Annotated in this window: 19 protein-coding genes; 11 read left to right on the top strand and 8 right to left on the bottom strand. The window is 42.9% G+C overall.

The features are described 5' to 3' along the window. Positions 1-340 precede the first annotated feature (340 nt). The gene (locus tag NQ505_RS04195) at positions 341-1,225 is read left to right on the top strand and encodes a D-isomer specific 2-hydroxyacid dehydrogenase family protein (protein ID WP_008998240.1); all 885 of its coding nucleotides are present in this window, start codon (positions 341-343) and stop codon (positions 1,223-1,225) included. Here NQ505_RS04195 and NQ505_RS04190 read toward each other — a convergent pair. Further along, a complete protein-coding gene (locus NQ505_RS04190; protein ID WP_004324255.1) occupies positions 1,208-1,996 on the bottom strand; it encodes an aspartate dehydrogenase domain-containing protein in 789 nt (262 codons plus the stop codon). The genes NQ505_RS04195 and NQ505_RS04190 overlap by 18 nt on opposite strands. Positions 1,997-2,177: 181 nt before the next feature. On the opposite strand from NQ505_RS04190, the gene NQ505_RS04185 reads away from it, so the two are divergent. The 7 genes from NQ505_RS04185 to NQ505_RS04155 all read left to right on the top strand — a co-directional run bounded on the left by NQ505_RS04185 (position 2,178) and on the right by NQ505_RS04155 (position 15,574). Continuing rightward, on the top strand, positions 2,178-3,821 hold the full coding sequence (locus tag NQ505_RS04185) for a DUF6377 domain-containing protein (RefSeq protein ID WP_004324256.1): 1,644 nt from the start codon (positions 2,178-2,180) through the stop codon (positions 3,819-3,821). Between the two features lie 210 nt (positions 3,822-4,031). Next, entirely contained in the window at positions 4,032-7,037 is a 3,006-nt protein-coding gene (locus NQ505_RS04180) for a SusC/RagA family TonB-linked outer membrane protein (protein ID WP_004324257.1), read from the top strand. Next, positions 7,037-8,572, top strand: coding sequence for a RagB/SusD family nutrient uptake outer membrane protein (locus NQ505_RS04175; RefSeq protein ID WP_004324258.1), 1,536 nt, complete (start codon positions 7,037-7,039; stop codon positions 8,570-8,572). Before NQ505_RS04180 ends, NQ505_RS04175 begins: the two co-directional genes overlap by 1 nt. A 30-nt stretch (positions 8,573-8,602) precedes the next feature. Continuing rightward, positions 8,603-10,093, top strand: a complete 1,491-nt coding sequence (locus NQ505_RS04170) for a glycoside hydrolase family 30 protein (protein WP_008998239.1) — start codon at positions 8,603-8,605, stop codon at positions 10,091-10,093. 22 nt (positions 10,094-10,115) lie between these two features. Beyond that, positions 10,116-12,113, top strand: coding sequence for a DUF5125 domain-containing protein (locus tag NQ505_RS04165; protein ID WP_008998238.1), 1,998 nt, complete (start codon positions 10,116-10,118; stop codon positions 12,111-12,113). 191 nt (positions 12,114-12,304) lie between these two features. After that, entirely contained in the window at positions 12,305-14,551 is a 2,247-nt protein-coding gene (locus NQ505_RS04160; protein ID WP_032853282.1) for a glycoside hydrolase family 3 C-terminal domain-containing protein, read from the top strand. A gap of 213 nt (positions 14,552-14,764) precedes the next feature. Beyond that, positions 14,765-15,574, top strand: a complete 810-nt coding sequence (locus NQ505_RS04155; RefSeq protein ID WP_008998236.1) for a Fic family protein — start codon at positions 14,765-14,767, stop codon at positions 15,572-15,574. A gap of 182 nt (positions 15,575-15,756) precedes the next feature. Here the strand turns inward: NQ505_RS04155 and tnpC are convergent, their stop codons facing one another. The 3 genes from tnpC to NQ505_RS04140 form a co-directional block, all read right to left on the bottom strand. After that, complete coding sequence (gene tnpC / locus NQ505_RS04150) at positions 15,757-17,322, bottom strand: IS66 family transposase (RefSeq protein ID WP_259827539.1); 1,566 nt, start codon at positions 17,320-17,322, stop codon at positions 15,757-15,759. Positions 17,323-17,408: 86 nt separating this feature from the next. Beyond that, positions 17,409-17,759 carry an IS66 family insertion sequence element accessory protein TnpB gene (gene tnpB / locus NQ505_RS04145; protein WP_004296723.1) on the bottom strand — a complete coding sequence of 117 codons (351 nt, stop codon included), beginning with the start codon at positions 17,757-17,759 and terminating at the stop codon, positions 17,409-17,411. Beyond that, the gene (locus tag NQ505_RS04140) at positions 17,747-18,151 is read right to left on the bottom strand and encodes a hypothetical protein (RefSeq protein WP_254015723.1); all 405 of its coding nucleotides are present in this window, start codon (positions 18,149-18,151) and stop codon (positions 17,747-17,749) included. Before NQ505_RS04140 ends, tnpB begins: the two co-directional genes overlap by 13 nt. A gap of 152 nt (positions 18,152-18,303) precedes the next feature. Here NQ505_RS04140 and NQ505_RS04135 point away from each other — a divergent pair, with 152 nt between their 5' ends. Continuing rightward, on the top strand, positions 18,304-18,792 hold the full coding sequence (locus NQ505_RS04135) for a hypothetical protein (protein WP_004313832.1): 489 nt from the start codon (positions 18,304-18,306) through the stop codon (positions 18,790-18,792). Positions 18,793-18,987: 195 nt separating this feature from the next. Next, complete coding sequence (locus NQ505_RS04130) at positions 18,988-20,697, top strand: DUF5597 domain-containing protein (RefSeq protein ID WP_004324264.1); 1,710 nt, start codon at positions 18,988-18,990, stop codon at positions 20,695-20,697. A gap of 54 nt (positions 20,698-20,751) precedes the next feature. Here NQ505_RS04130 and NQ505_RS04125 read toward each other — a convergent pair whose 3' ends face one another. The 4 genes from NQ505_RS04125 to dapB all read right to left on the bottom strand — a co-directional run bounded on the left by NQ505_RS04125 (position 20,752) and on the right by dapB (position 24,738). Beyond that, positions 20,752-21,387: a WbqC family protein gene (locus NQ505_RS04125; protein WP_004310330.1), complete on the bottom strand. Its 636-nt coding sequence runs from the start codon at positions 21,385-21,387 to the stop codon at positions 20,752-20,754. 82 nt (positions 21,388-21,469) lie between these two features. After that, positions 21,470-22,411 carry a signal peptidase I gene (lepB, locus tag NQ505_RS04120; protein ID WP_004313835.1) on the bottom strand — a complete coding sequence of 314 codons (942 nt, stop codon included), beginning with the start codon at positions 22,409-22,411 and terminating at the stop codon, positions 21,470-21,472. Positions 22,412-22,453: 42 nt separating this feature from the next. Beyond that, complete coding sequence (gene lepB / locus NQ505_RS04115; protein ID WP_008998234.1) at positions 22,454-23,938, bottom strand: signal peptidase I; 1,485 nt, start codon at positions 23,936-23,938, stop codon at positions 22,454-22,456. 35 nt (positions 23,939-23,973) lie between these two features. After that, positions 23,974-24,738: a 4-hydroxy-tetrahydrodipicolinate reductase gene (dapB, locus tag NQ505_RS04110; RefSeq protein WP_004307500.1), complete on the bottom strand. Its 765-nt coding sequence runs from the start codon at positions 24,736-24,738 to the stop codon at positions 23,974-23,976. 83 nt (positions 24,739-24,821) lie between these two features. Between dapB and NQ505_RS04105 the strand changes: the two genes are divergently transcribed. Next, on the top strand, positions 24,822-26,105 hold the full coding sequence (locus tag NQ505_RS04105) for a DUF2851 family protein (protein ID WP_008998233.1): 1,284 nt from the start codon (positions 24,822-24,824) through the stop codon (positions 26,103-26,105). Positions 26,106-26,190 lie beyond the last annotated feature (85 nt).

Raw genomic sequence — 26,190 nt, 5'->3', positions numbered from 1 at the left:
CCAACTTACAAAAAGGGTCCCTACTGTCAAATTGCAGGGATCCTTTTGCTTTATACAATTTACTCCGCATGACTTAGGAAAGCTGTCCTCTGTCAAAAGGAAGATTATCGAATAACGGAGTTTTTTTTACTGTCGAATTGTATAAAAACCGGTCGTGAGTTTGTTTCCTGAGAGAATTTTGTTACTTTTGTATTCGAAAGAGTTACTTGAAGATACAACTCTGCAAATCGCTAAAATGCGCACAGTTACGAAATTGTTATCTCTCAATTCCCCAAATTATGCAAAGTGTTTATTCTTCAATTGGTTATCTTAACCGCGAATAATCTAAAATAAAAAAACGATGTTTCAGAAACTTGTAGCTATAGAGCCGGTCAGTCTGGTTCCGTCGGCCGAAAAAGCGTTGTATTCATTTGCCGGTCAGGTGGTGATGTATCCTGACATACCCTCGAATGATGATGAAATCATTGCTCGTATCGGAGATGCTGATGCGGTGCTTTTGAGTTATACCTCCCGTATCAACCGGTATGTACTTGAATGTTGTCCGAATGTGAAATACATTGGAATGTGTTGTTCACTCTATTCTCCCGAAAGTGCCAATGTTGATATTCGTTATGCCAATGAACGGGGTATCACGGTAACAGGTATCCGGGATTATGGTGACGAGGGAGTAGTGGAATATGTAGTCAGTGAGTTGGTGCGCTGTTTGCACGGCTTTGGACAGGAAACGTGGGAAGATTTGCCTCGTGAGATTACCGGATTGAAAGTCGGAATAGTCGGACTGGGTAAGTCTGGCGGCATGATAGCGGACGCCTTGAAATTCTTTGGTGCTGATATTTCATATTATGCCCGCAGTGAGAAAGAAGCGGCTACTGCCAAAGGATATCGCTTTTTGCCATTGAGGGAACTCCTGGCAGAGAGTGAAGTCATTTGTTGTTGCCTTAATAAAAATACGATTCTGTTGCACGAAGAGGAATTTAAGCAGATGGGTAACCGGAAGATCTTATTCAATACCGGTTTGTCGCCAGCATGGGATGAGGCTGCTTTTACTGAATGGCTGGAAGGTGATAACCTTTGTTTTTGTGACACGATAGGCGCATTGGGGGGTGAGCAACTGCTCAATCATCCGCATGTACGTTGTATGCAGGTGTCTACTGGCCGCACGCGTCAGGCGTTTGACCGCCTGAGCGCAAAAGTGTTGGCCAATCTGTCAGAATACAATGGGTGAAACGATATTAATCAGGGTGCTCACTACTGACCACCCTGCAATATCCGATGTGGCACTATAAATGTCTACTACGGCATGCACTTGGTCATTTTTGATTTCTACCCTTTGCGTATCTCCCACAAATCCGGGGGTAGATTGTATGGATACCTGCATGTTCTCCGGACCGACAGAAGCTCGTGAGGCGGCAACTGTAACATTCACTTTGGTTGGAAAGAGGCGAATAGCTTCCGCAGCACTTCCGGAGAAAACAGTACGTTGCTCCGTTTGCAAAGAATCATCATAAACGGGAGTTCCTTTGAGTGCGTTAGGACCTTTTTCATTGAAGAAGCGGGCCGTCGTATTTCCCATCAGAGAGGCAGTTCTTAAAACATCGAATCCACCGGTAGCTCCGGATGCGATATAGATTCGTGTGCCATTTACCTTGGCGGTTTCTGCCACTTCCCGATAGAATGTCTCGTCTGCCAAAGCACCGATAGACAAGGTAATGACAGACGTTCCGTTTTTCAATGCCGGCAAAGCCAATTCCCGCATAGCGGCAGGAGAGGCCGATTCCACCAGATAATCTGGTTTTAATGCCAATAACTCTTCCAATGTGGCGCAAGCAATGCAAGGCTTGCCATGTTGCTGCATTTTATGAACGATGTGCGCTGCTTTTGATGCCGTACGCGAATAGACACCTACCAGATTATAATCTGGCAATAAGCCTTTGACAACTGCATCCGCAACGATTTCTGCAAGTCGTCCACATCCTACAATGACTAACTTTTTCATGCAACAAAGATAATACTTTTATTGGTAAGAGCTTCGGTTGGTAATATGGTATTTATTTTCATCAGGTATGTATCCGGGGTTGTTCCTTTAATTTATGAACTATTTGTAATAAGATTACGAAGATTTTCTCTACATTTGTCTTTATTAATCTTGTAATCTTCTATTAAAGTTTAATACTCCGATGAAAAAAAAGTACCTGATATTTCTTTTACTTCTCTCTTTTCCATTATATACCCGGGCCGATAAGACCCTGGACTCACTGTTGAATGTGCTTGATTTGACGATTCAAGAACATGAGACGTATGTGGTTCAACGTGAATCACGTATCAAGCATCTTAAAGAACTGACACACGGAATAGAATCTAATTCTGCGGAACAGTACAATCTGAACAGTCAGATATACAAAGAATATAAAGCCTTTATCTGCGACTCTGCAATTCACTATTTGAATGAAAATATCCGGATTGCAGAGCGCTTGCGTGATACGGACCGGAAGATAGAAAGTCAGTTGCAGCTTTCGCTATTATTATCATCAACTGGAATGTATAAAGAGTCTCTTGATGTGCTGGAATCGGTAGACCGTCGGAAAATCATTCCTCGTTTAATAGCCGATTATTACACCTGCTTTGACCATGTGTATGGCGAGTTGGGCGTTTATACACAGGATAAAACCCTTTCGGGACGTTATTGGAGTATTTCACAGGCATATAGAGATTCATTATATGCTATATTGCCTCCGGAATCGGAAGAATACCTGCTGATGCGTGAAGCATCATTTCGCGATCAACGCCAGTATGAGGATGCCCTGAAAGTGAATGATCTCCGGTTGACGAAAATAGAACCATATACTCCCCAATATGCGATGGCTACTTATCATCGTTCTTTGATTTACAAGTACAGTAATGATAGTCTGGGAGAGAAACGGAATCTTTGTCTTTCTGCTATATCGGATATTCGTTCTGCCATTAAGGACCATGCTTCGTTGTGGATGCTTGCCCAATTACTTTATGAAGATGGTGATATGGAACGTGCATACCAATATATGCGCTTTTCCTGGAATGCGACAAAGTTTTATAATGCCCGTTTGCGTAGTTGGCAGAGTGCTGACGTGCTTTCATTGATTGATAAAACCTATCAGGCAATGATTGAAAAGCAGAACGACCGTCTTCAACAGAACCTGCTGCTTATCACTGCACTGTTGGTGTTGTTGATTGTAGCTTTGGGATATATCTACCGTCAGATGAAAAAGCTGGCAGATGCAAGAAATCATCTTCAGGTAGCTAATAAGCAGTTAAACGGATTGAATGAGGAGTTGAGGCAGATGAATAGTTGCTTGTCTTCTACCAATATCGAACTCTCGGAGTCCAATCAGATCAAGGAAGAGTATATTGCCCGTTTCATCAAGTTGTGTTCTACTTATATCAACCGTTTAGACGCTTACCGGCGGATGGTGAATAAGAAAGTGTCTGCCGGACAAATTGCGGAATTATTAAAGATAACGCGTTCCCAAGATGCTCTTGACGAAGAGCTGGAAGAATTGTATGCAAACTTTGATACAGCCTTTTTGCATCTCTTCCCTAACTTTGTGGGAAAATTCAATGACTTATTACAGGAAAATGAACAGATTTTACCGAAGAAAGGCGAGTTATTGAATACTGAACTGCGCATCTTTGCTTTGATACGTCTGGGTATTGAAGATAGTTCACAAATTGCGGAGTTTCTTCGTTATTCAGTGAATACAATTTATAATTATCGGGCGAAAGTAAGGAATAAAGCCCGTGGATCGAGAGAGGATTTTGACGATTTAGTGCGAAAAATTCGCTAATTCGGACTGTAAAACAACCACTTTTTTAGGTATACGTTCTGAATGTAAATAGATGAAAATAAGTGGATTATCGTTTTGTATGATCCACTTATTGCCCCCTCCTTGTTAGCTCACTTTAATTTCTTTATACTTTTGACCTGTGCTTCGAAAGTAATGAGAGTAGCCCATTGCTGACGAGCGTCTTATTATTAACTTTAAAACTTAGTACGCATGAAAAAAAACAGGCGAAAAATCCTTTCGGGGAGTCGCAAGATTTTCTTTGCTATCTTGGCAATGTTTTTATCTTTGAGTGCATCCGCACAGCAAATTACTGCATCCGGTCAGATCCTGGATGCTCAAAAAGAACCGCTAATCGGTGTTAGTGTACAAGAGAAAGGTACGTCTAACGGAGCAATAACCGATTTAGATGGCAACTTCACATTAAACGTTAAGCAAAACGCCATTTTGATATTCTCTTATGTGGGTTATAAGTCGCAGGAGGTAAAGGCAGCCCACCAGATGAAGATCACACTTCAGGAAGATAATGAAGTGCTTGATGAAGTGGTGGTCATCGGTTATGGTTCGGTGAAACGGAAAGATGTGACTACCGCTATCTCTTCCGTATCTACCAAGGATTTGGATATGCGGCCTATTGTTTCGGCAGGACAGGCCATTCAAGGTAAGGCAGCCGGTGTCTCGGTGATTCAGCCTAACGGTACGCCGGGCGGTGAAATGTCTATCCGTGTTCGTGGTACTACTTCAATGAATGGTAGTAATGATCCGCTGTATGTAGTAGATGGAGTGCCTGTAGACAATATCAAGTTCCTTTCTCCGAATGATATTGAGAGTATGCAGATATTGAAAGATGCTTCATCGGCATCTATCTACGGTTCGCGTGCTGCTAACGGAGTCATTCTAATTACTACGAAGGCCGGTGCAGCCGGTAATGCCAAAGTTTCTTTGACAGCCCAGTTCGGTTTGAACAAAGTAGCCGATAAAGTAGAATCCCTGAATGCAGCACAATATAAAGAATTGCAGGATGAAATCGGACTAGTGTCTTTGCCGGACGGATTACCCGACCGCACCGACTGGTTTGATGAAACGTATACGACCGGAAAGACTCAAAATTATCAGGTAGCTGTATCCAATGGTAATGAGAAAATGAAATATTACCTTTCTGCGGGTTACCTCAAAGAACAGGGAGTGTTGGACATCTCTTATTACAAGCGTTACAATTTCCGGGTAAATTTGGAAAATCAGGTTCGTAAATGGCTGACAGTAAGTGCCAATATCTCTTATTCAGATTATACAAGCAATGGAGGCGGAGCAATGGGAACAGGCTCGAATCGGGGTGGTGTTATTCTGGCTGTTATCAATACACCGACTTATGCGCCGGTGTGGGATGCTTTGAACCCTAATCAGTATTACAATAACTTCTATGGAGTGGGTAATATCACCAATCCATTAGAAAATATGGCCCGCGCGAAAAATAACAAAGACAAAGAAAACCGCTTGTTGGCATCGGGTAATATATTGCTGACTCCATTTCCGGAACTGAAGTTCAAGTCTACTCTTACTCTTGACCGTCGCAACGCCGTTAATACCACTTTTCTTGATCCGATTTCTACTGCTTGGGGCCGCAATCAGTACGGTGAGGCTTCGGACAATCGGAATATGAACACAGTGCTGACATTTGATAATGTATTGACTTATAATAAAAATTTCAAGAAACATGGCTTGGAAGTAATGGCCGGTTCGTCATGGACGGATTCAGACTATTCAAATAGCTGGATCAACGGCTCTCACTATCGTAGCGATCAGATTCAAACATTGAATGCTGCCAATAAAATATCTTGGGATAATACAGGTACGGGTGCATCTCAATGGGGAATTATGTCATTCTTCGGACGTGTAGCTTATAACTTCGACAGTAAATACTTGGTAACAGCTAATCTTCGTGCCGATGGTTCTTCTAAATTACATCCCGATCATCGTTGGGGCGTATTTCCTTCATTCTCTGCAGCCTGGCGTATTTCTTCGGAAAAGTTCATGGAGAACCTGACATGGATTGACGATTTAAAATTGCGCGGTGGCTGGGGACAAACCGGTAACCAGTCGGGTATTGGTGACTATGCATATTTGCAGCGTTACAATATCGGCCGTATCGAATGGTTTAAGAAAGGCGGCGAAGGTGATTCGACTGATTATGCAAATGCTGTTCCTACCATTAGCCAGGCCAACTTGCGTACATCTGATTTAACATGGGAAACCACGACACAGACCAATATAGGTCTGGATCTGACCCTATTGAATGGACGGTTGACGTTTAATGCCGACTATTATTATAAGAAGACCAAAAACATGTTGATGAATGTGTCATTACCTGCCGGTGCCGCAGCCGCTACGTCTATTGCCCGTAACGAGGGTGAAATGGTAAATAAGGGTTTTGAGCTTTCTATTAGTTCGAAAAATCTTCGTGGAGGAGCATTTACATGGGATACAGACTTCAATATCTCTTTTAACCGGAATAAATTGACAAAGCTGGAATTACAGAAAGTTTATTACGATGCTAAAACTGCGGATGTGGTGAATGACTATGTTGTACGTAATGAGCCGGGCCGTGCTTTGGGAGGTTTCTACGGTTATATAAGTGATGGGGTAGATCCTGAAACCGGTGAATTGATGTATCGTGATTTGAACAATGACGGTAAAATATCATCTTCCGACCGTACCTATATCGGTGATCCGAATCCCGATTTTACCTATGGTATGACTAATACCTTTTCATGGAAAGGCTTTAATTTGAGTATCTTTATCCAAGGTTCTTATGGAAACGATATTTATAATGCTTCACGTATTGAAACGGAAGGTATGTATGATGGTAAGAATCAGTCGGCCCGTGTACTGAATCGTTGGAAAATACCCGGACAGATAACAGACGTGCCTAAGGCTAATTTCAAATTACTCAATTCTACCTATTTTGTAGAAGATGGCAGTTATCTAAGATTGAAGGATGTTTCCTTGTCCTACAACGTTAAAGGTAAACTGTTGAAGAAATGGGGAATTACCCGTTTGCAACCTTACTTCACGGCTACTAACCTGCTGACATGGACCAACTATTCGGGAATGGACCCGGAAGTAAACCAATGGGGTAACAGCGGTACGGTACAAGGTATTGATTGGGGTACTTACCCGCATTGCAGATCATACGTGTTTGGTATTAATGTTGAATTCTAATGAAAGGAAAGATTATGAAACTAAGAACTATATTTTACGGATTAACCTCCGGCTTGCTATTGGGACTTTCTTCCTGCTCGCTGAATTATGAGCCATTAGACACCTATTCGGATGTGACGGAAGGGGTGACAAGTGATGGTACAAAAATCGTATTCAAGGATAAAGCTGCAGTTGAAAGTCATCTGACAACGCTTTATAATCAAATGCGTGACCGTCAGGAACATTGGTATGTGGATTTACTTTTGATTTCAGACTCCCATTCGGATAATGCTTATGCCGGTACTACCGGAGCGGAAGTTGTCCCGTTTGAGAATAATTCGATTGAAGGTTCCAATTCTGTGTTGGAACGTGACTGGAACCGTTATTTGGAGGATGTGGCCCGTGCCAATAAACTCATTTGTAACATTGACCTGGTGACAGATAATTCGTTGACTACTGCCGAACGGGCGCAATACAAAGCAGAAGCGAAGATATTCCGTGCCATGGTAATGTTTGACATGGTACGTCTGTGGGGTGATTTTCCGGTGATTACAACGGTGGCTGATGATATTACTTCTGAAAACATTGATGAGGTATATCCGCAATATTTCCCCAAACAAAATACGGAACTTGAAGCTTATCAGCAGATTGAAAAGGATTTGTTGGATGCAGTATTGTATGCTCCGGACAATACGCCGGGGAATAAAACGTTGTTTACCAAATCTGTAGCTCGTACCTTATTGGCTAAAATATATGCCGAGAAACCTTTGCGTGATTATACGAAAGTTATTCAATATTGTGATGAGGTGAAAGCAGACGGTTTTGATCTGGTAGATGATTTCAGTGATTTGTTTGGAATGAATGCTGCGGGAACAGATGCAAAGATGCGTAATACAAAAGAATCGATTCTTGAAGCACAATTTACATCCGGAGCAGGTAACTGGTGTACATGGATGTTCGGGCGTGATCTCGTGAATTGGAATAACAATTTCACGTGGGCGAAATGGGTGACTCCGTCACGTGACCTGATTAGTGCTTTCAAACAGGAAGGGGATGAAGTCCGTTTCAAAGAATCAATAGTCTATTACGATTGTAATTGGAGCAACTATTATCCGTCTGATAATTATCCGTTCATGTATAAATGCCGCTCTGCCAACAGCAGTATCATCAAGTACCGTTATGCCGATGTCCTGTTGCTGAAAGCAGAAGCGCTGATTATGCAGGATACGCCGGATTTGGAAGGAGCCGCCGATATAATAGATAAAGTTCGCGACCGTGCCAAATTGGGAGCACTTCCCACCTCTGTCCGTTCAAACAAAAATGCCATGCTGAATGCTTTGCTTAAAGAACGTCGGTTAGAACTGGCTTTTGAGGGACAACGATGGTTTGATCTGGTCCGTCTGGACAAGGTAGAAGAGGTGATGAATGCAGTGTATGCTAAGGATTCAGGTCGCAAAGCGCAGATTTACACTTTTGATAAGAACTCTTATCGTTTGCCAATTCCGCAGTCGGTAATCGACGCGAATGATAAGATTCACCAGAATCCGGGTTATTAATTCAACTAAAAACATAGAAAACTTAAGATTATGATAGACATGAGAAATATAGCATTGACCTTTTTAGGATGCTTCACCATATTAGCTGCATGCAGCAACAGTGACGATGCGGAGAAACCGGTTACACCTGTTCCGACTGGAGATGTGACTATTTATGCGACCACTAGCAGCCTGACTCGCGATTTGACCCGTGATGCCGTTAATTTCAGCTCGAAAGATAATTTGGCACCTACTTCAATCACATTGAATCCGACTGAACAATATCAGACAATGGACGGCTTCGGAGCTGCTATCACAGGCGCCACTTGTTTTAATCTTCTGCAAATGAAACCGGAAGATCGTCACGCCTTCCTTACGGAAACATTCTCTGACGACAAAGGCTTCGGATTTAGCTATATCCGTATCTCCATCGGCTGCTCGGACTTTTCATTGAGTGAATATACTTGTTGCGATACGAAAGGTATTGAGCATTTTGCTTTGCAAAGTGAAGAGAAAGACTATATCCTTCCGATTCTGAAAGAGATTTTGAGCATCAATCCTTCTATTAAAGTCATTGCCGCCCCTTGGACTTGTCCAAAATGGATGAAAGTAAAGAGTCTCACAGACCTTACTCCGCTGGATTCATGGACAAACGGTCAGCTGAATCCAGCCTATTATCAGGACTATGCCACTTATTTTGTGAAATGGGTACAAGCATTCAACGCCGAAGGCATTGATATTTATGCTGTAACTCCCCAGAACGAACCGTTGAACCGTGGTAATTCCGCTTCGCTTTATATGAGTTGGGAAGAACAGAGGGACTTTGTGAAAACAGCGCTCGGACCTAAATTCAAAACAGCCGGACTGGCTACGAAAATTTATGCATACGATCATAACTATGATTATAGTGATATTGCAACAGAAAAGAACTACCCCGGTAAGATGTATGAGGACGCAACTGCTTCCCAATACCTGGCCGGAGCTGCTTATCACAACTATGGCGGGAACCGCGAAGAGCTTTTAAATATACATAAAGCCTATCCTGAAAAGGAACTTCTTTTCACGGAGACTTCTATCGGAACATGGAATAGCGGACGTGATTTGTCGAAACGATTGCTGGAAGATATGAAAGAAGTAGCATTGGGGACGATCAACAACTGGTGTAGGGGAGTTATAGTGTGGAACCTGATGCTTGATAATGACCGTGCTCCTAACCGTGAAGGCGGTTGCCAGACTTGCTACGGAGCGGTGGATATCAGTAATAGCGACTATAAGACAATTATCCGCAACTCACATTATTATATCATCGCCCATCTTTCAAGTGTGGTGAAACCGGGAGCGGTACGTATTGGTGCATCCGGCTATGCTGATAGCAATATCATGTATTCTGCTTTCGAGAATCCGGATGGAACATACGCTTTTGTACTGATGAATAATAATGAAAAGACTAAAAAGATAACCTTAAGTGATGGTAAGCGTCATTTTGCTTATGATGTTCCGGGCAAATCTGTGACTTCCTATCGTTGGGCAAAGTCGGAATAAGAACCTTAAAACGATCAAGACAATGAAAAAAAACAGTTATATTATATTGGCTTTGGCAGGAATGTTATCCATGAATTCCTGTAATGATGACGAATTCTTGCCCGGTAATCCGAGTATGGAAATCAAAGCAGAGAATGCAGATGCTCTTTTTGGTGACAGTCTTCCGTTTACGATTAAAGCTTCGGATGTGGATGTGCCTCTTTCTACGTTGAAAGCACAGCTTTTTTATGGAGAAGAACAAGTATTTGAAACGGTCATCCGTACAAAGACAAGCGGAAATGACTATACTGGTAAAATCTTTGTTCCTTATTATGCTAATATTCCTAATGGAACGGCAACTTTGAAATATATTCTTCAGAACATTCATTTTACTACCACAGAAATGACGAAAGAACTCGCTCTGGCACGACCGGACTTCCCCTACCTGACATTAGTGGATGAGGAAGGAAAAGAGTACCGGATGGAACGTCAATCCATGTACAAGTATAGTGTGACAGGAGACTTCTCGCAAAAGATGAAAGCGTATATCAAGACTCCGAAAGTGGGAGAGAATGGAAACGAATTGACCTTCGGCTGGGAGAATGGAGCGATTGAAGCCGGTTCTACGAATGCTATCTCATTTTCTAATACGGAACCGGGAAATTATGCTGTCAAGTTTAATACGTTGACTTACGAGGCAGAACCATTTGCCAAGTTAAAGGTGAACGGTGAAGATATGGAATTGGTAGAGAATGATATCTATGCAATCAAGTTGACTTTGAAGAAAAATGACATTCTAGCGTTTGAAGGGGTGCCTGATTATGATAATTGGTGGATAGACCAGGATTATTTTGAAAAGCAGGAAGATGGAACATTGAAATTCCTGCCGATTGACGGAAGTTACCAAATAACAGCCAATGGTAAAATGAAGTATTTCTCTGTCATTGCTTTGAAGAATGGTGAGGCTGCCAAGTTGCAGGATGATGGAACAGGTGCTATCTGGGCTATTGGAACAGGAATCGGTAAACCGTCGGTGGCACTTTCTGAAGTAGGGTGGACTCCGGAAAACGGTCTGTGTATGCCACAGCTTACTGCGAAGAAGTATCAACTGACATTTATAGCTGGCGTTACCATGAAAGTGGATGATATTAACTTTAAGTTCTTCCATATCAATAAATGGGACAACGGCGAGTTTAAGGGTGATGCTATTTCTACAACGAGTGAATTGGTTAAAATCTCATCGGACGGAAACCTGGGACTGGAAGAAGGTCAGAAGTTCGAAAGAGGAGGTATTTACAGGTTTATAGTTGATGTGACGAAAGGCAATACCAAGGCTGTGTTGACAGTGGAGAAAGTAGGGAAGGTAGATTTACCTGCACCGGATATTTTCTTTGGTAATGATAAGATGGAGGTGACAGATACTGATATATATAAGTCGGATCAGGCGTTTACACAAGGACAAATGATAACTGTTACAGGCATTGATAATTTGAATGAATGGTGGATCGATCCTGATTTCTTTGAGAAACAAAGTGATGGTGCATTGAAGTTCCTGCCGATTAACGGAGATTATCGGGTGACAGCTAATGCTGTTTTGAAGTATTTTTCTGTAATGGCTTTGAAAGATGGTAAACCGGCCAAATTGCAAGATGACGGAACGGGTGCAATCTGGGCTATCGGAAAAGGAATCGGTAAGCCTTCTGTTACGTCTTCCGAAGTAGGTTGGGAGCCAGGTAAAGCGCTCTGTCTGGCGCAAGTTGCTTCTAAAAAGTATCAGCTAACCTTGAAAGCCGGGGAAACGTTGAAGACTAGTGGTGACCCGGAAGTGATTAGTTTTAAGTTCTTCCATCAAAATGATTGGGGAGGAGAATTCGGCAATTATGCAAGCAATACTTTAGTGGAACAGCTTAAACTTGCAGATTCCGGAAATTTGGAAATGCAGGATAATAAAGCATTTGAAGAAGGAGCTGTCTATCGATTTACCATTGATGTAACGAATGGTAATGCAAATGCTGATCTGAAGGTTGAGAAAATAAATTGACCTGAAGATTGATGCCGGATTTTTATTGAACCTATCCTGAAAGGGTATGATGAATTGTACCCTTTCAGGATTCATCTTTGGTCGGAATAATGTAAAAAACATTAATAAATCCGTCCGCAACTAGGAAATATCCCCTGTTTGGGAGTCTATATAAATAAAGTATTAACTCATTTCTTATATCATCAATAAACATGAAACTCAAAGCAATGTTACTTGGCTTGTCTGTGATAACTGCGTTGCCTGCCTTTGCGCAGAAGCCGGTGTATCTGGATACTGGTAAGCCTATTGAAGAGCGAGTGAAAGATGCATTGAACCGGATGACCCTTGAAGAAAAGGTGAAGATGATTCATGCGCAGTCTAAATTTAGTTCGGCAGGCGTTCCCCGCCTCGGAATCCCCGAAGTATGGGCTACCGACGGTCCTCACGGTATCCGTCCGGAAGTGTTGTGGGATGAATGGGATCAGGCAGGATGGACAAACGATTCCTGTATTGCCTATCCGGCACTGACGTGTCTTTCTGCTACATGGAATCCCGAAATGTCGCATCTTTATGGAAAAAGTATCGGTGAAGAGGCACGTTACCGCAAGAAAGACATCTTGTTGGGGCCCGGTGTGAATATCTACCGTACTCCCTTGAACGGACGTAACTTCGAGTATATGGGAGAAGACCCGTATCTGTCCGCCACTATGGTGGTTCCTTACATCAAAGGTGTACAAGAGAACGGGGTAGCTGCTTGTGTGAAGCATTATGCATTGAACAATCAGGAGTTCAACCGCCATACCACCAATGTGCAATTGAGTGATCGTGCTCTTTATGAAATATACCTGCCTGCTTTTAAAGCGGCTGTTCAGGAAGGTGGAACATGGTCGATTATGGGCTCTTATAATCTCTATCAGGGAGAGCACGCCTGTCACAACAAACGCCTGCTTCGAGATATTCTTCGCGATGAATGGGGCTTTGATGGCGTCGTAGTGTCCGACTGGGGTGGTGTGCACAACACCGAACAGGCTATTCACAACGGCATGGACTTAGAGTTTGGTTCATGGACGAACGGACTGTCTGCCGGAACGAGAAATGCGTATGATAATTATTACCTTGCTTTCCCTTACCTGAAACTGATAAAAGAGGGTAAAGTAGGAACAAAGGAACTGGACGAAAAGGTTAGTAATGTCCTTCGTCTGATTTTCCGTACTTCAATGGACCCGCACAAACCATTCGGCTCTTTAGGTTCTCCCGAGCACGGGCAGGCCGGACGTGAGATAGCTGAAGAAGGAATTGTGCTGTTGCAGAACAACGGTAACGTATTGCCTATCGATTTGAATAAAGCGAAGAAAATCGCAGTGATCGGTGAAAATGCGATAAAGATGATGACTGTGGGCGGTGGTAGTTCTTCTTTGAAAGTGAAATATGAGATTTCTCCGTTGGATGGACTGAAAAGCCGTGTGGGTTCAAAAGCGGAAGTGGTATATGCCCGTGGGTATGTAGGCGATCCGACGGGAGAGTATAATGGTGTGAAAACCGGTCAGGACTTGAAAGACAACCGTTCGGAAGATGAACTGCTCGCTGAGGCTTTGCAAGTGGCTAAAGATGCCGACTATGTTATCTTCTTCGGTGGCTTGAACAAGAGCAATCATCAGGATTGTGAAGATTCGGACCGCGCTTCTTTAGGTTTGCCTTACGCGCAGGATAGAGTGATTAGTGAACTCGCAAAGGTGAATAAAAACCTGATCGTGGTCAATATCTCCGGCAATGCTGTGGCTATGCCTTGGGTAAATGAAGTGCCGGCCATTGTACAAGGCTGGTTCCTGGGTTCGGAAGCCGGGACAGCTCTTGCTTCCGTATTGGTAGGAGACGCCAATCCTTCGGGAAAACTTCCTTTCACCTTCCCGGCAAAACTGGAAGATGTAGGGGCTCATAAATTGGGCGAATATCCGGGCAATAAGGAAGAACTGGCACAGTCTAAACATAGAGGAGATACGATTAATGAAATCTATCGGGAAGATATTTTTGTAGGTTACCGTTGGGCGGATAAAGAAAAAATCAAACCGCTGTTCCCGTTCGGACACGGATTGAGCTACACTACTTTCGCTTATGGAAAGCCTTCGGCTGACAAGAAAACAATGACAGTAGATGATACTATCTCTTTCACGGTCAATGTGAAGAATACAGGAACTCGTGAGGGGCAAGAAGTTGTTCAGCTTTATATCAGCGATAAGAAATCCTCTCTCCCTCGTCCGATCAAAGAGTTGAAAGGTTTCCAGAAAGTGAAACTGGCTCCGGGAGAAGAGAAAGTGGTAACGCTGACGATTGATAAGAAAGCATTGAGCTTCTTCGATGATGCTAAACACGAATGGGTGGCCGAACCGGGTAAGTTTGAGGCAATCATCGGTAGTTCATCCAGAGATATTAAAGGTACTGTACCATTTGAGTTGAAATAGGTAGATGTTTGGTTAGAGATTTTTTTAAGGAGATGACAGAGAGTCTGGGTACTCGGAAAACGCTAAGTGATTGCAACAAATCGACTTAGCGTTTTTTTATTGCCTAATTTTCCCAGCGTTTGCAAAAAAATAGTAAGAAAGTAGTCGTTTCGCTTGGTAAAGTGTTGTATCAGAAGTAATTTTGGGAAAAATAACAATTAAGGTAACCTAATTATGGAAAAAGGTATTTGGCTGGAAATAGAGGAACTGTATAAGGAGTTTCAGCAACTCGGTATCAGTCAGTCGGTGGACTATGAGAAGTACTACCTCTATTCTCTTATTACCCATTCTACAGCCATTGAGGGTTCTACACTAACCGAAATGGATGCACAGCTTCTTTTCGATGAAGGTGTAACAGCTAAAGGAAAGCCGTTGGTATATCATCTGATGAATGAGGACTTGAAGAAAGCATACGAGCTTGCTAAAAAGGAAGCGCAACGCAATACTGTTATAACTCCTGCTTTTTTGCAGAAGTTAAACGCTACTTTGATGCGGACAACAGGGGGAAGGCATAATACAATAGGCGGCTCTTTCGATTCTTCCAGAGGTGAGTTCCGTTTGTGTGGCGTTACGGCTGGTGTAGGTGGGCGTTCTTATGTGGGTTATCAAAAAGTACCTGTTAAAGTAGAAGAACTTTGTTTCTTGTTGCAGGAACGGCAAAAGAATGTGGAAACGTTCCGTGAACAATACGAATTAAGTTTTAATGCTCACCTCAATTTAGTGACTATTCATCCTTGGGTGGATGGCAACGGGAGAGCAGCTCGCTTATTGATGAACTATATTCAATTCTGCTATCATCTTTTCCCCGCTAAGATTTTTAAGGAGGATAGGGCAGATTATATCCTTTCTTTACAACAAGCGCAAGATGATGAAACCAACCAGCCTTTTTGGGATTTCATGGCGGTGCAATTGAAAAAATCACTGTCTTTGGAAATTCAAAAATATAAAGCTTCTCACAATAAAGGATTTAGTTTTATGTTTTAATCTTGTAGGGCTTCTTTTGATAAGACTTCCACCCATTGTATATTGTGTTGTTTTTCATTAACGAAATCACCATTACAGTAACGGCGGTTGCATTTATTAATATCGAACTTATGTAATTCTCTAAGTAAGCGTCTCCGCGATTCTATATAGTGTATTAAAATAAAAAGGCTAATGATCCCTTTTTAGTCATTAGCCTTTTCCCATCTGTCAGGAAGCAGTTCCCTGTATTTTTCAATTGGTGTGTTCGGTTGCCATTCGGCTGTTCTGTTTATCACATCCGTGAGATACTCAAATAGATTCACTTTATGCATCCTACAAGTGAGTGCTATCGTATAGAGTATGGCGCCTCGTTCGGCCCCCTTATGGCTGCCGAAGAACAATGAGTTTTTTCTTGATAAGGATATGTACCGGTTCATCCGTTCAACCATATTGTTGTCCAGATAAGTGTCACCATAATTAAAGATGTCCACCACTGCATTCCACTCATTGCGAAGATAGGTAATGGCTTCCTGCAGTTCGCTCTTAGGTAATAAATCCCCCCGTTCTTCTATTTCATCAAGCACATCTTTTATTTCTCCGAGTATGTCCGGCGCATACTTTTTTCGATGCGTAAGATTCTGTTCTACCGTCCATCCCTCAACCTCAACTTTATGCTTATGCTCGTTTTGATAAAGTGCGTTTATCAGCTCCACGATTCTTTTTGCATCCGGGTCCTTCTCACCGCAATCTATAAATTTCCGTTTTATATGTTGCAAGCACGGGATGCGTGTGATATTGGGATAAGCATCGCTTTCGAGCTTCCGGTAAGGTGAGTAACCATCGCTTTGTATGATACCTTTGCAACTGCCTAATTCGTTAAGAATAACTCTTTCAGACCGGGAGCCGTCATCATAGAGCAAGTATATCATCCTGGTGTTTATGCCGACAACCACCCAAAGGTATCCCTTCCTGACTCCTTTTCCCTTGCTGTTCTTTTCCGGGACGAGTATTTTGTAATAGGTTTCATCGGCTGCCTTATAAGGATCACTCAAAGCTGTCTGCCGGATGCACTTATAAAGATTTTCGAAGAGGTTTGAGGCTTTCTCTATCAACTTATGAGCCGTAGGTTTCTTCAGCGTAAAGCCATGACTCTCGAAGTAGTTGATGATTCTTTCAACAGGTAGCGATTGTATATAACGTAATTCCATCAATCCGGCAATAAATGAACCGTCATAGCTGGAATTCAAGAAGGCCGAAGCCGGTGTTTTTCCCTCAAACAGGCGACCTTCTTGCGTATAGGTGTGTATCTTGTAGACATGCTTGATGAAGCGCATGGGTACACATTCATAGCGGACGCATATTCTGGGAACAGTGGTAAACAACCGGGCCTTATTGATGTCAAAATCGGGATCATCGGGATAAACGACATGTTCTTCTTCCTCCATCTCATAATGCATGTCACGTTTGGCCCCATTGTTCTTTCTTGCTTTACGCTTATCTGCTTTTTCCGCTTCTATCTTCTGCCGCTCTTCTTCGGATATGGCAGATTGGGGAGCCTGTTGCTGTTCGGATGTGTTGGATACAAGTTTGGCGAGTCCCTTAGTAAGGCGCTGTTGCTTGCTAAGAGATTCGCCTTTTTGAAGGAGTGCCTCTTTAAGGGAAGAAACCTCCTTTATCAAAGCATCTATTTGGTCCAAGAGTCTGTTGTTGTCATCTCGTAATCCCTTGATTTGTTCCTTCAATAACTCTATGATCTCATCCTTTTTCATGGCATAAAGATATAAAAAATCAACGAATTGGCCAAATAAACCGGATGATATCTTTAGCGCAAATAACTAATAATCAGAATGTTGAATTAGATCCTAAAACGCTTTCTCAACCGTACAGACTTTAATGACACTCCATTTAAGATAAAAGACAAAACCTGATAAGAAATCTCGTAATTACCTGTATTGGGGTTAAATGTCGGTAACTCAAAACTTCCACCTTCGAGGCGCTTGTAGTACAGAAGAAAGCCATCGCCATCCCAACGCAGTATTTTTACACTTTGTCGGTTTTTACCAAAGAATAAAAAGATATCTCCGGAAACGGGAGACAAGTCCTTCATTTCCGATCGTATAATTTTGAATAAACCGTCAATGCCAAGGTTCATACGAACAAAGCCCTGGTACAGATAGTATCGATTGGCTGATGTTAGAGAATACATGGATCTCCCTCCTTTCTTTCGTAATCGCGCAACATTTTAATAACACCACTGGGTGTGGCCCGTTTGACCGAAATGGTGGTTCCACTGTTAAAGGTGATTGTGATCCCGGCAAGACTAAACTCTTCTTCCGACAACATGGCGGGTGCTATTTGAGTGAATGAAGGAGAGGAAGTTGGCGGTTGGGAGGGTTCAACGCCGCCATAATAATCGCGGACCACATCTGCCTTGGCTTGTTTAACGCTATAGCCCCGTCTGGACATCCAGGAACTCATACCACCAAAAGTGGTATGCTGATCGCGGCAAACATCGGCTAAAGAACAATTGTAGTCTACTTTCAATACTTCAAGGAAATGTTTCCAAGTTTTTCCAAATCGATTTTCTGCTAAATCCATAATGCTTCATTTTTATACATAGCAAAAATATAAGAATGAAAAAAGGGCGACAAGATAGAATCGCGGAGACGCTTACTTCTTTTATTTCTTAAAACTACCCTTCTGTATCGCCCCATTGAACTTAATTTATTCACCATTTAATTAAAATTCTTATGGAAGAAGTTTTAAGCAACCAGCAGGCTCGTCCGGGGGACGCGACGCAACTCATGCACGTTATCTTTTCATCCGATGATGAAATGATGTCTTTTTATCTGACTCTCAATCGTTTTATGAATCCTGAAAGCTATCTAGTGGAACGAACAGATCGAAAGAGACTGGAGGATTTAGCTAGTACGCTTTGTAGTAATGTGGCAGCCTTTGAAGCCATCCGTAATTATAAGTCGATAAGTGTGAAAGAGGTGATTAGAGGATTCGGGGCGCACATGATGAATACGCTAATCTCCAATACCAATCGTTTCCAAAGTGCCGATGCCGTGGGAACGTTAATGAATTGCATACTGAATACCACTAAAAACAGTTGGCAGTTTAAGAAAATGGATCGGAATAACGATATACATCTTCAAAATGTACGCTATTTGTTGAATCGGCTGGATGCAGCAGAATCTAATGAAGAGAAGAACTGTGAAGAAGTAGCGATATAAACAGTTTTCTCTAAAAATTACTTAGGAAACGCAAATAGAGGGTATAAGAACCGGAGATAATGTATAGATAAAGGCAGATGTAACGTAACATAAAGCATCTGTAACCTGCCCGATAGAAAAGGAACACAAGACGTTGTGCTCCTTTTTTATATTGTTGTAACTTTGCTTTCAGATAATATGATAAAGCTGATTGTTATGAGAAACACACTTTTTGGGATTCTATTCCTTTTTATTTTGCCTCTTCAGGCACATCAGAAACTTCCGTATTTGCAGAAACAGGGAAGTACCACACAACTTATGGTAGATGGAAAACCATTCTTAGTGATTGGCGGTGAATTGGGAAATTCTTCAGCTTCCTCTATTGAAGATATTGAACGTATATTCCCGAAATTGCAGCGTATGGGTCTGAATACGGTACTGGTTCCTGCATATTGGGATTTAACAGAACCACAGGAAGGTAAATTTGATTTTACCCTGACGGATAAAGTGATTCAACAAGCCCGTGCGAATGATTTGAAGGTGGTTTTCCTTTGGTTCGGTGCGTGGAAAAACTCAATGAGTTGCTATGCTCCGATCTGGTTTAAGGAAGATTATAAGAAATACCCGCGTGCCTATACGAAAGCAGGGAAGCCCCTCGAAATAGCCAGTTCCTTTTCGGAGAATGTGTTTCAGGCGGATAGCCGTGCTTTTTCCCAATGGATGAAACACATTGCTTCTGTGGATAAGGAAGAGGGAACGGTTATCATGATTCAGATAGAAAACGAAATCGGAATGTTGGAAGATGCCCGCGATTATTCCAAAGAAGCGGATAAACTGTTTTATGCACCAGTTCCGTCTCTTTTCATCGACTATTTGCAAAAGAACAAGAGATCTCTGCATCCCGAAATGTTGGCAAAATGGGAGAGCCAGGGATTCAAGAAGAAAGGTACGTGGCAGGAAGTGTTTGGTGCAGACGTGTATACGGATGAAATTTTTATGGCCTGGTCGTATGCGCAGTATGTAGAACGAATGGCAAAGTTAGCACGTTCTATCTATAATATTCCGTTGTATGTCAATGCAGCAATGAACAGTAGGGGGCGGAAACCGGGAGAATATCCGTCGGCAGGACCATTGGCTCATTTGATAGATGTATGGCATTATGCAGCACCCAACATTGATTTTCTGGCTCCGGATTTATATGATAAAGGTTTCGTTGATTGGGTGGCAAAGTATAAACTGCACAATAATCCTCTCTTTATACCTGAAATTCGGTTGGAAGACAATGATGGAGTACGTGCTTTCTATGTGTTTGGTGAGCATGATGCGATTGGCTTTTGTCCTTTCTCTATTGAAAGCGGTTCGGATAGAGCAGATGCACCTTTGGTACAGAGCTATATTAAATTGAAAGAACTGATGCCTTTATTGACAAAATATCAGGGTAAAGGAGTGATGAACGGTCTTTTGTTTGATGAAGAGAATAAAGAACGAATACTTTCATACGATGATTTGGAGATTACCTGCCGTCATTACTTCACTCTGCCATGGGACCCACGTGCCCGGGATGGCACTGTATGGCCTGAAGGGGGAGGTGTTTTGCTACGTCTGGCTCCAGATGAGTATATCGTTGCCGGCAGTGGCTTGGTACTTGAATTTAAGAAACAGGGGGAAAATAAAATGAAAAGTTCACCGGCATTGGGCGAGGATGGTTTTGCCAGTGTGGGCGGAAAGGCATCAAAAACGGAAAATAGCTGGCAAGGTGGTATGAGAGCCGGTATCGGTTCTGTAGATGAAGTTAATGTGAACGAAGATGGTTCACTGAAATATATCCGGCGCCTGAATGGCGATCAGGACCATCAGGGAAGGCATGTACGTATTCCTGTCGGAGAATTCAGTATTTTACACGTCAAACTGTACGAGTATAAATAATGTGACGACATGGTGCACCTTTGTTGGCTACATACGTATAGAAGAGTGGAGTCATTACTTGCCTAGTACCAACAGACTTTCCGGTCCCATATTGAACAACAGGTCTATGATACTCAAATTAGGAAGAAAACCCAGTTTGGGCTCGAAAACCTGATAGTAAGGTTGCGGAATAAACTCTGTATCCACTTCTCGGAAATCCTTTTTGGGATGAATGACTTCCCGAAAATCGAATTCTCCGGGAGCAAACTCCATCTTATATTCGCTAGTACGCTCCATAGTGGGGTGAATATCTATCAATTCACAGACCATCCGGCATAGTTCTTCGTTGAAATCGATTAAAAACTCGTATTTCTTTTCGTAGAAGGGACGGAAGTCGTCCTTGTAATATTCAAAGAAAGGAGTACTGTTGTAGGCTGATTCGATGGCGTTCCAGTGCAGATGTCTCCAGTTGCCGTGGTCGGAGATGCGGATATCTTTCATCGGACACTTCAATGTGTCGGGTTTTACGGTTGGGATAGAAAGAGCTAATTCGCCGGATGGGCCGGCAATGGTGCACCGGTTACGATAGGTTTGTTTGATATAGTGGTCGTGTTGCTCTACAAACACTTTGTCATAAGCCAGAAGTTTGGTATAATATTCGACGGGAGCGAGATAAGCTGAAGATAAATAAGCTATTTTCATTTCTTTCATTTTAATACGTTTAGGGGGCTCTATAATAAGGATATTAATTAAGGATATTATTAAGGAGTTATTTCTTTTATGTTCCGGAAGATTATTTCACCGTTCTGAAGAAACGGTTCCATCGGTATCCGTCAAACAAGCCTGTCTCTTTTTCTTTGGAGAACCAAATGATGGAGGCTTTCCCGATGATATGGTCTTGCGGGACAAACCCGAAGAGCCGTGAGTCGGAAAAGTTGACGGTATTGTTAGATCCCATCCAATAGTAATCTTTAGTGAAATAACAGTGTTGTGTAGGTTTGCCGTCTACGTAGAGAGTGTCGTTCTTTATTTCTGCCTGTTTGCCTTCGTGCATCACGAGGGTATTCCGCAGTAAGGTTATGTTCCAGGGATAGACCCGGATAAATTTCCCTTTTCCGGGAACAATCAGCGGATTCGGTTCGGCATCTTCCCTGTTTGACAAAGGTTGGACAAAACTCTCTTTCCCATTCATTGCCTGTTCCAACAAATAATATTCGTAACGGCTGAAACTACGCACATGAGTACTGTCATTACTTCCCATCAATCCGTCGTTGGTGATGGAAAGAGTATGCATGAGTGAGGTAATCAGATTTTCTTTTGACGCGGGGTACGAATAAAGCCTTTTCTTATCCGGATTGAATTGTGCCTCTGGAGAAATAACGGAGAAAAGAGAATCGACCAATAATGTATCTCCCGGAACTCCGAGGCAACGGCTGATATAGATTTCCCGGCGGTCGATGATAGGTTCCCGGATTCCAGCCGGATTATTGAACACTACAATATCTTGTTGCCGTACAGGACTTTCACACCAACGATGATAAGAAAAGAGCGACATGAAAGGAACTCGCAATCCGTAACTCCATTTGTTCACTAAGATACGTTCACCCTGGAAAATGGAGTTTTCCATACCGGTGGAAGGGATAAGGCAGGACGTAAAAGCAAATCCCCGGAGCAGAAGCACTACGACTACTGCTCCGGCAAATGCTAGTATCCATTTGAATTTACGAATGTTCATCAATATTTATCACCTTATCACTCTATTCTATCCGTACACTTATCAGTCTACCCACTTGAAGAGGCGGTTCCAGCGAATCTTACCGTCAAACCATCCACGGTCTTTGTCAAGCGACAGCCATACGACAATCGGCTTGCCCACTACGTGATCTTCGGGTACAAAACCCCAATAACGGGAGTCGGCAGAGTTGTGACGGTTGTCACCCATCATCCAGTAATAATCCATTTTGAAGGTATATTCATTGGTCTTTTCACCGTTGATGTAGATACCGTCCGGTTTCACTTCCAGCTTGTTGCCTTCGTAGGCTACGATGCAACGCTCATAGATAGGCAGGTTGTCTTCTGTGAGGGTAATGGTAGCTCCTTTGGCAGGAATCCAGATCGGACCGTAATTGTTGCGGTTCCATTTGGTATAAAGGTTCAGCGGATACATCTGTCCGGCGTATTCTTCCGGTTCCATTACTATTTTGCTGATTAGCTTTTTATTGCCAAGGAGAGTGTCATACATCTTTTTAGTCAATGGAAGATGATATACCGGATTCAGTTTGCCTTGCGCATTCCGGTTGTCCAGTCCCATATCCAATAATCCGCCTTCCCAGCCAGAGTCTTCTATCAGCATGGTGTCATCCTTGCTGATGCCTAATTCGCGGAGCATATCTTCCGGAATGTACGGGCCGGTAGTCTGTACGAAGTAGTTGAATTGCAGGTTTTCGGGGTTCTCAATCGCCTTACCGTCAATCATCACCTGTCCGTCTACAATTTGCAATGTATCACCGGGCAAGCCGACACAACGTTTCACATAATTCTCGCGACGGTCTACCGGACGCCACAGTACTTCACCGTAAGTACGCGGATTGTTTAGAATCTGTTTACGTCCGGCGTCATAGTAGAGGTCATAGATTGCACGTTGCTGTGAACGTGTCAGGCTATCCATTTCAATCTGTTTGGAGTAGATGCGTTGTCCTTCACCATAAGCCAGCGTATAGAAGTCCGTTGTCTGTTGGTAGTTCACTGCTACCGTATCTCCTGCGGGGAAGTTGAAGACAACAATGTCATTCAGTTTCACTTTGCCGAAGCCCGGTACCCGTTTGTACTTCCATTGTGGCCACTCGATATATGATTTAGTATTGAAGACAGGCAGTGTATGCTGCGCCAACGGCATGGAAAGGGGAGTGTTCGGTACGCGGGGACCGTAACTCATCTTGCTCACATACAGGAAGTCGCCCACCAGCAATGATTTTTCCAGCGAAGAAGAAGGAATCTGATAATTCTGGAAGATGTAGATATTGACGAAGTAGACAGCAACCAACGCAAACACGATGGCGTCTACCCAACTCATGACACTGCGGACAGCCGGATTCTTCGACTTCTTCCAAAAAGACCAGGGAATTTTCTTTGTGATATAAATATCGAAAATGAAAGGAACAACAATCAATCCCCACCAACTCCGTACCCAGATAAGGAAGATGAGGTAAAGTAGAATAGCAGTGGCACATTTGATCCATTGTGCGCGTGTGGCTTGTCTCATAATGTTATATTTGTTTAGAACTAGCTTCTGAAATCTTAGTCGTTCAAGAATGGGAATAAATCACTCATGCCCAAAAAACCTTCGTGTGTGGCAGTATATTCGGCTGCCAGTACGGCTCCCAATACAAATCCACCACGACTTTTGGCATCATGCGTGATAGTTATGCTGTCTACATCAGATTCATAGCGAATGGTATGAAGGCCGAACACTTCTCCTTCGCGGATAGAGGCGATAGGAAGTTCATTAGGGGCGCAATCGTTGGTTCCGCTAATGGTTCCGTCCGGTGCAAGGAAAGTGCCTTTCACCCATTTGTCCTTACGGTCCAGCTTTTCCAGAATACCTTCCGCCAATGTAATGGCTGTTCCGCTGGGAGCATCCAGTTTGTGGATATGATGTGTCTCGCTCATGGTGACATCATAAGCAGGGAACTGATTCATGATTTTAGCCAGATACTTGTTGAGAGCGGAGAAGATGCTGACTCCCAGGCTGAAGTTGGACGACCAGAAGAGTGTTTTGCCCCCTTCCGTGCAGAGCTTCTTGATTTCTTCGCCATGCTCGGCCATCCATCCGGTACTGCCCGATACCAGTTTTACACCGGCTTTGAACGCTTTCATATAATTGCTGTAAGCTACCATCGGATTGGTAAACTCAATGGCCACATCGGCCGATTTGAATGCTTCCGATTCGAAGTCATCCTGATTATTGATGTCAATGATGCAGACGATTTCATGTCCGCGACTACGGGCAACCTTTTCTATCTCTTTGCCCATCTTTCCGTAACCGATCAGTGCTATTTTCATTGTTTTCTGACTTATATTCAAAATAATAGTCGCAAAGATAAGATTTTTATTACATTTGCAGCGCACATTAACGTCTTGTTAACATGGAACATCTTCTCCACTACGTGTGGAAGCATAAATTATTTCCCCTGAAAGTACTGCAAACCACCAACGGCTTACCGGTAGAAGTGATTGACTCCGGTCTGCAAAATCCCAACGCCGGTCCCGACTTTTTTAACGCGAAACTAAAGATTGATGGTGCCTTATGGGTAGGGAATATAGAAATACATACACATTCTTCCGACTGGTTTCGCCACGGACATCATTCTGACAAAGCATACGACTCTGTGATTCTCCATGTAGTGAGTGAAGCAGATACGGAAATAACCCGTACCAACGGTGAACAGATACCGCAACTATTACTTACCTGTCCGGACAATGTGCAATTACATTACCACGAACTTTGTGTAGCCGATCAGTATCCGGCTTGCCATCCCATCCTTGCCTCTCTTCCCAAACTTACCATTCATTCTTGGCTGACCGCTTTGCAAACGGAACGTTTGGAGCAGAAAGCGCAATTAATCACACAGCGTCTCAAACATTGTAACAGTAATTGGGAAGATGCATTCTTTATCACCCTTGCCCGTAATTTCGGTTTTGGCTTGAACGGAGATGCTTTTGAAACGTGGGCGGGACTGTTGCCGTTTCGTGCGATGGATAAGCACCGGAATGATTTGTTTCAGATAGAGGCTTTTTTCTATGGTTTGGCGGGATTGTTGGAAGAAACGTTTCTGAAAAAGGAACAGGAAGACGAGTATAGTCTCCGTCTTTGTAAGGAGTTCCGTTATTTGCAGCGGAAGTTTGAAATCGGGCAGGGGATGGATGCTACGTTATGGCGTTTTCTACGGCTTCGTCCGGAAAACTTTCCGCATATTCGCCTGGCGCAGTTGGCTTATCTCTATCAGAAAGGGGATAAGTTGTTTTCACGTTTGTTGGAAGCGGAAACGCTGGCGGATGTGAGAAACTTGCTGGATGCCCGTACGTCTCCCTATTGGGAAAATCATTATTTATTCGGGCGACCGTCTTCACAAAAGGAGAAGACGATGGGAGAGCGTTCCAAGGATTTGATAATCATAAATACAGTGGTTCCTTTTCTTTATACATACGGCTTGCATAAGGCAGATGAACGAATGTGTGAACGTGCCGGACGTTTTCTGGAAGAATTGAAGGCGGAGAGTAATCATATTATCCGCTCGTGGAGCGATGCCGGGCTTCCGGTTGTCAGTGCGGCGGATAGTCAGGCATTGATACAGTTGCAAAAAGAGTACTGTGATAAGCGAAAGTGTCTGTACTGTCGCTTCGGTTATGAATATTTGAGGAAAAAGTAGCTTCGAAAAAAAGGCTTTGGTCGATGAAATATGTATAATTTTACCACGTTAGTGTATTTTTCTATGTATACGTTTTTTTATTTTA

It is taken from the genome of Bacteroides sp. D2 (assembly GCF_025147085.1).
GTDB lineage: Bacteria > Bacteroidota > Bacteroidia > Bacteroidales > Bacteroidaceae > Bacteroides.
This window is presented reverse-complemented; position numbering and strand designations above follow the sequence as displayed.

What these genes read in the sequence shown, in the direction of transcription:
- NQ505_RS04175 (WP_004324258.1), top strand. Translation starts at nt 7,037, where the DNA reads ATGAAAGGAAAGATTATGAAACTAAGAACTATATTTTACGGATTAACC.
- NQ505_RS04160 (WP_032853282.1), top strand. Translation starts at nt 12,305, where the DNA reads ATGAAACTCAAAGCAATGTTACTTGGCTTGTCTGTGATAACTGCGTTG.
- NQ505_RS04180 (WP_004324257.1), top strand. Translation starts at nt 4,032, where the DNA reads ATGAAAAAAAACAGGCGAAAAATCCTTTCGGGGAGTCGCAAGATTTTC.
- NQ505_RS04190 (WP_004324255.1), bottom strand. Translation starts at nt 1,996, where the DNA reads ATGAAAAAGTTAGTCATTGTAGGATGTGGACGACTTGCAGAAATCGTT.
- NQ505_RS04195 (WP_008998240.1), top strand. Translation starts at nt 341, where the DNA reads ATGTTTCAGAAACTTGTAGCTATAGAGCCGGTCAGTCTGGTTCCGTCG.
- dapB (WP_004307500.1), bottom strand. Translation starts at nt 24,738, where the DNA reads ATGAAAATAGCACTGATCGGTTACGGAAAGATGGGCAAAGAGATAGAA.
- tnpB (WP_004296723.1), bottom strand. Translation starts at nt 17,759, where the DNA reads ATGTATTCTCTAACATCAGCCAATCGATACTATCTGTACCAGGGCTTT.
- lepB (WP_008998234.1), bottom strand. Translation starts at nt 23,938, where the DNA reads ATGAGACAAGCCACACGCGCACAATGGATCAAATGTGCCACTGCTATT.
- NQ505_RS04165 (WP_008998238.1), top strand. Translation starts at nt 10,116, where the DNA reads ATGAAAAAAAACAGTTATATTATATTGGCTTTGGCAGGAATGTTATCC.
- lepB (WP_004313835.1), bottom strand. Translation starts at nt 22,411, where the DNA reads ATGAACATTCGTAAATTCAAATGGATACTAGCATTTGCCGGAGCAGTA.
- NQ505_RS04185 (WP_004324256.1), top strand. Translation starts at nt 2,178, where the DNA reads ATGAAAAAAAAGTACCTGATATTTCTTTTACTTCTCTCTTTTCCATTA.
- NQ505_RS04135 (WP_004313832.1), top strand. Translation starts at nt 18,304, where the DNA reads ATGGAAGAAGTTTTAAGCAACCAGCAGGCTCGTCCGGGGGACGCGACG.
- NQ505_RS04125 (WP_004310330.1), bottom strand. Translation starts at nt 21,387, where the DNA reads ATGAAAGAAATGAAAATAGCTTATTTATCTTCAGCTTATCTCGCTCCC.
- tnpC (WP_259827539.1), bottom strand. Translation starts at nt 17,322, where the DNA reads ATGAAAAAGGATGAGATCATAGAGTTATTGAAGGAACAAATCAAGGGA.
- NQ505_RS04130 (WP_004324264.1), top strand. Translation starts at nt 18,988, where the DNA reads ATGAGAAACACACTTTTTGGGATTCTATTCCTTTTTATTTTGCCTCTT.
- NQ505_RS04140 (WP_254015723.1), bottom strand. Translation starts at nt 18,151, where the DNA reads ATGGATTTAGCAGAAAATCGATTTGGAAAAACTTGGAAACATTTCCTT.
- NQ505_RS04155 (WP_008998236.1), top strand. Translation starts at nt 14,765, where the DNA reads ATGGAAAAAGGTATTTGGCTGGAAATAGAGGAACTGTATAAGGAGTTT.
- NQ505_RS04105 (WP_008998233.1), top strand. Translation starts at nt 24,822, where the DNA reads ATGGAACATCTTCTCCACTACGTGTGGAAGCATAAATTATTTCCCCTG.
- NQ505_RS04170 (WP_008998239.1), top strand. Translation starts at nt 8,603, where the DNA reads ATGATAGACATGAGAAATATAGCATTGACCTTTTTAGGATGCTTCACC.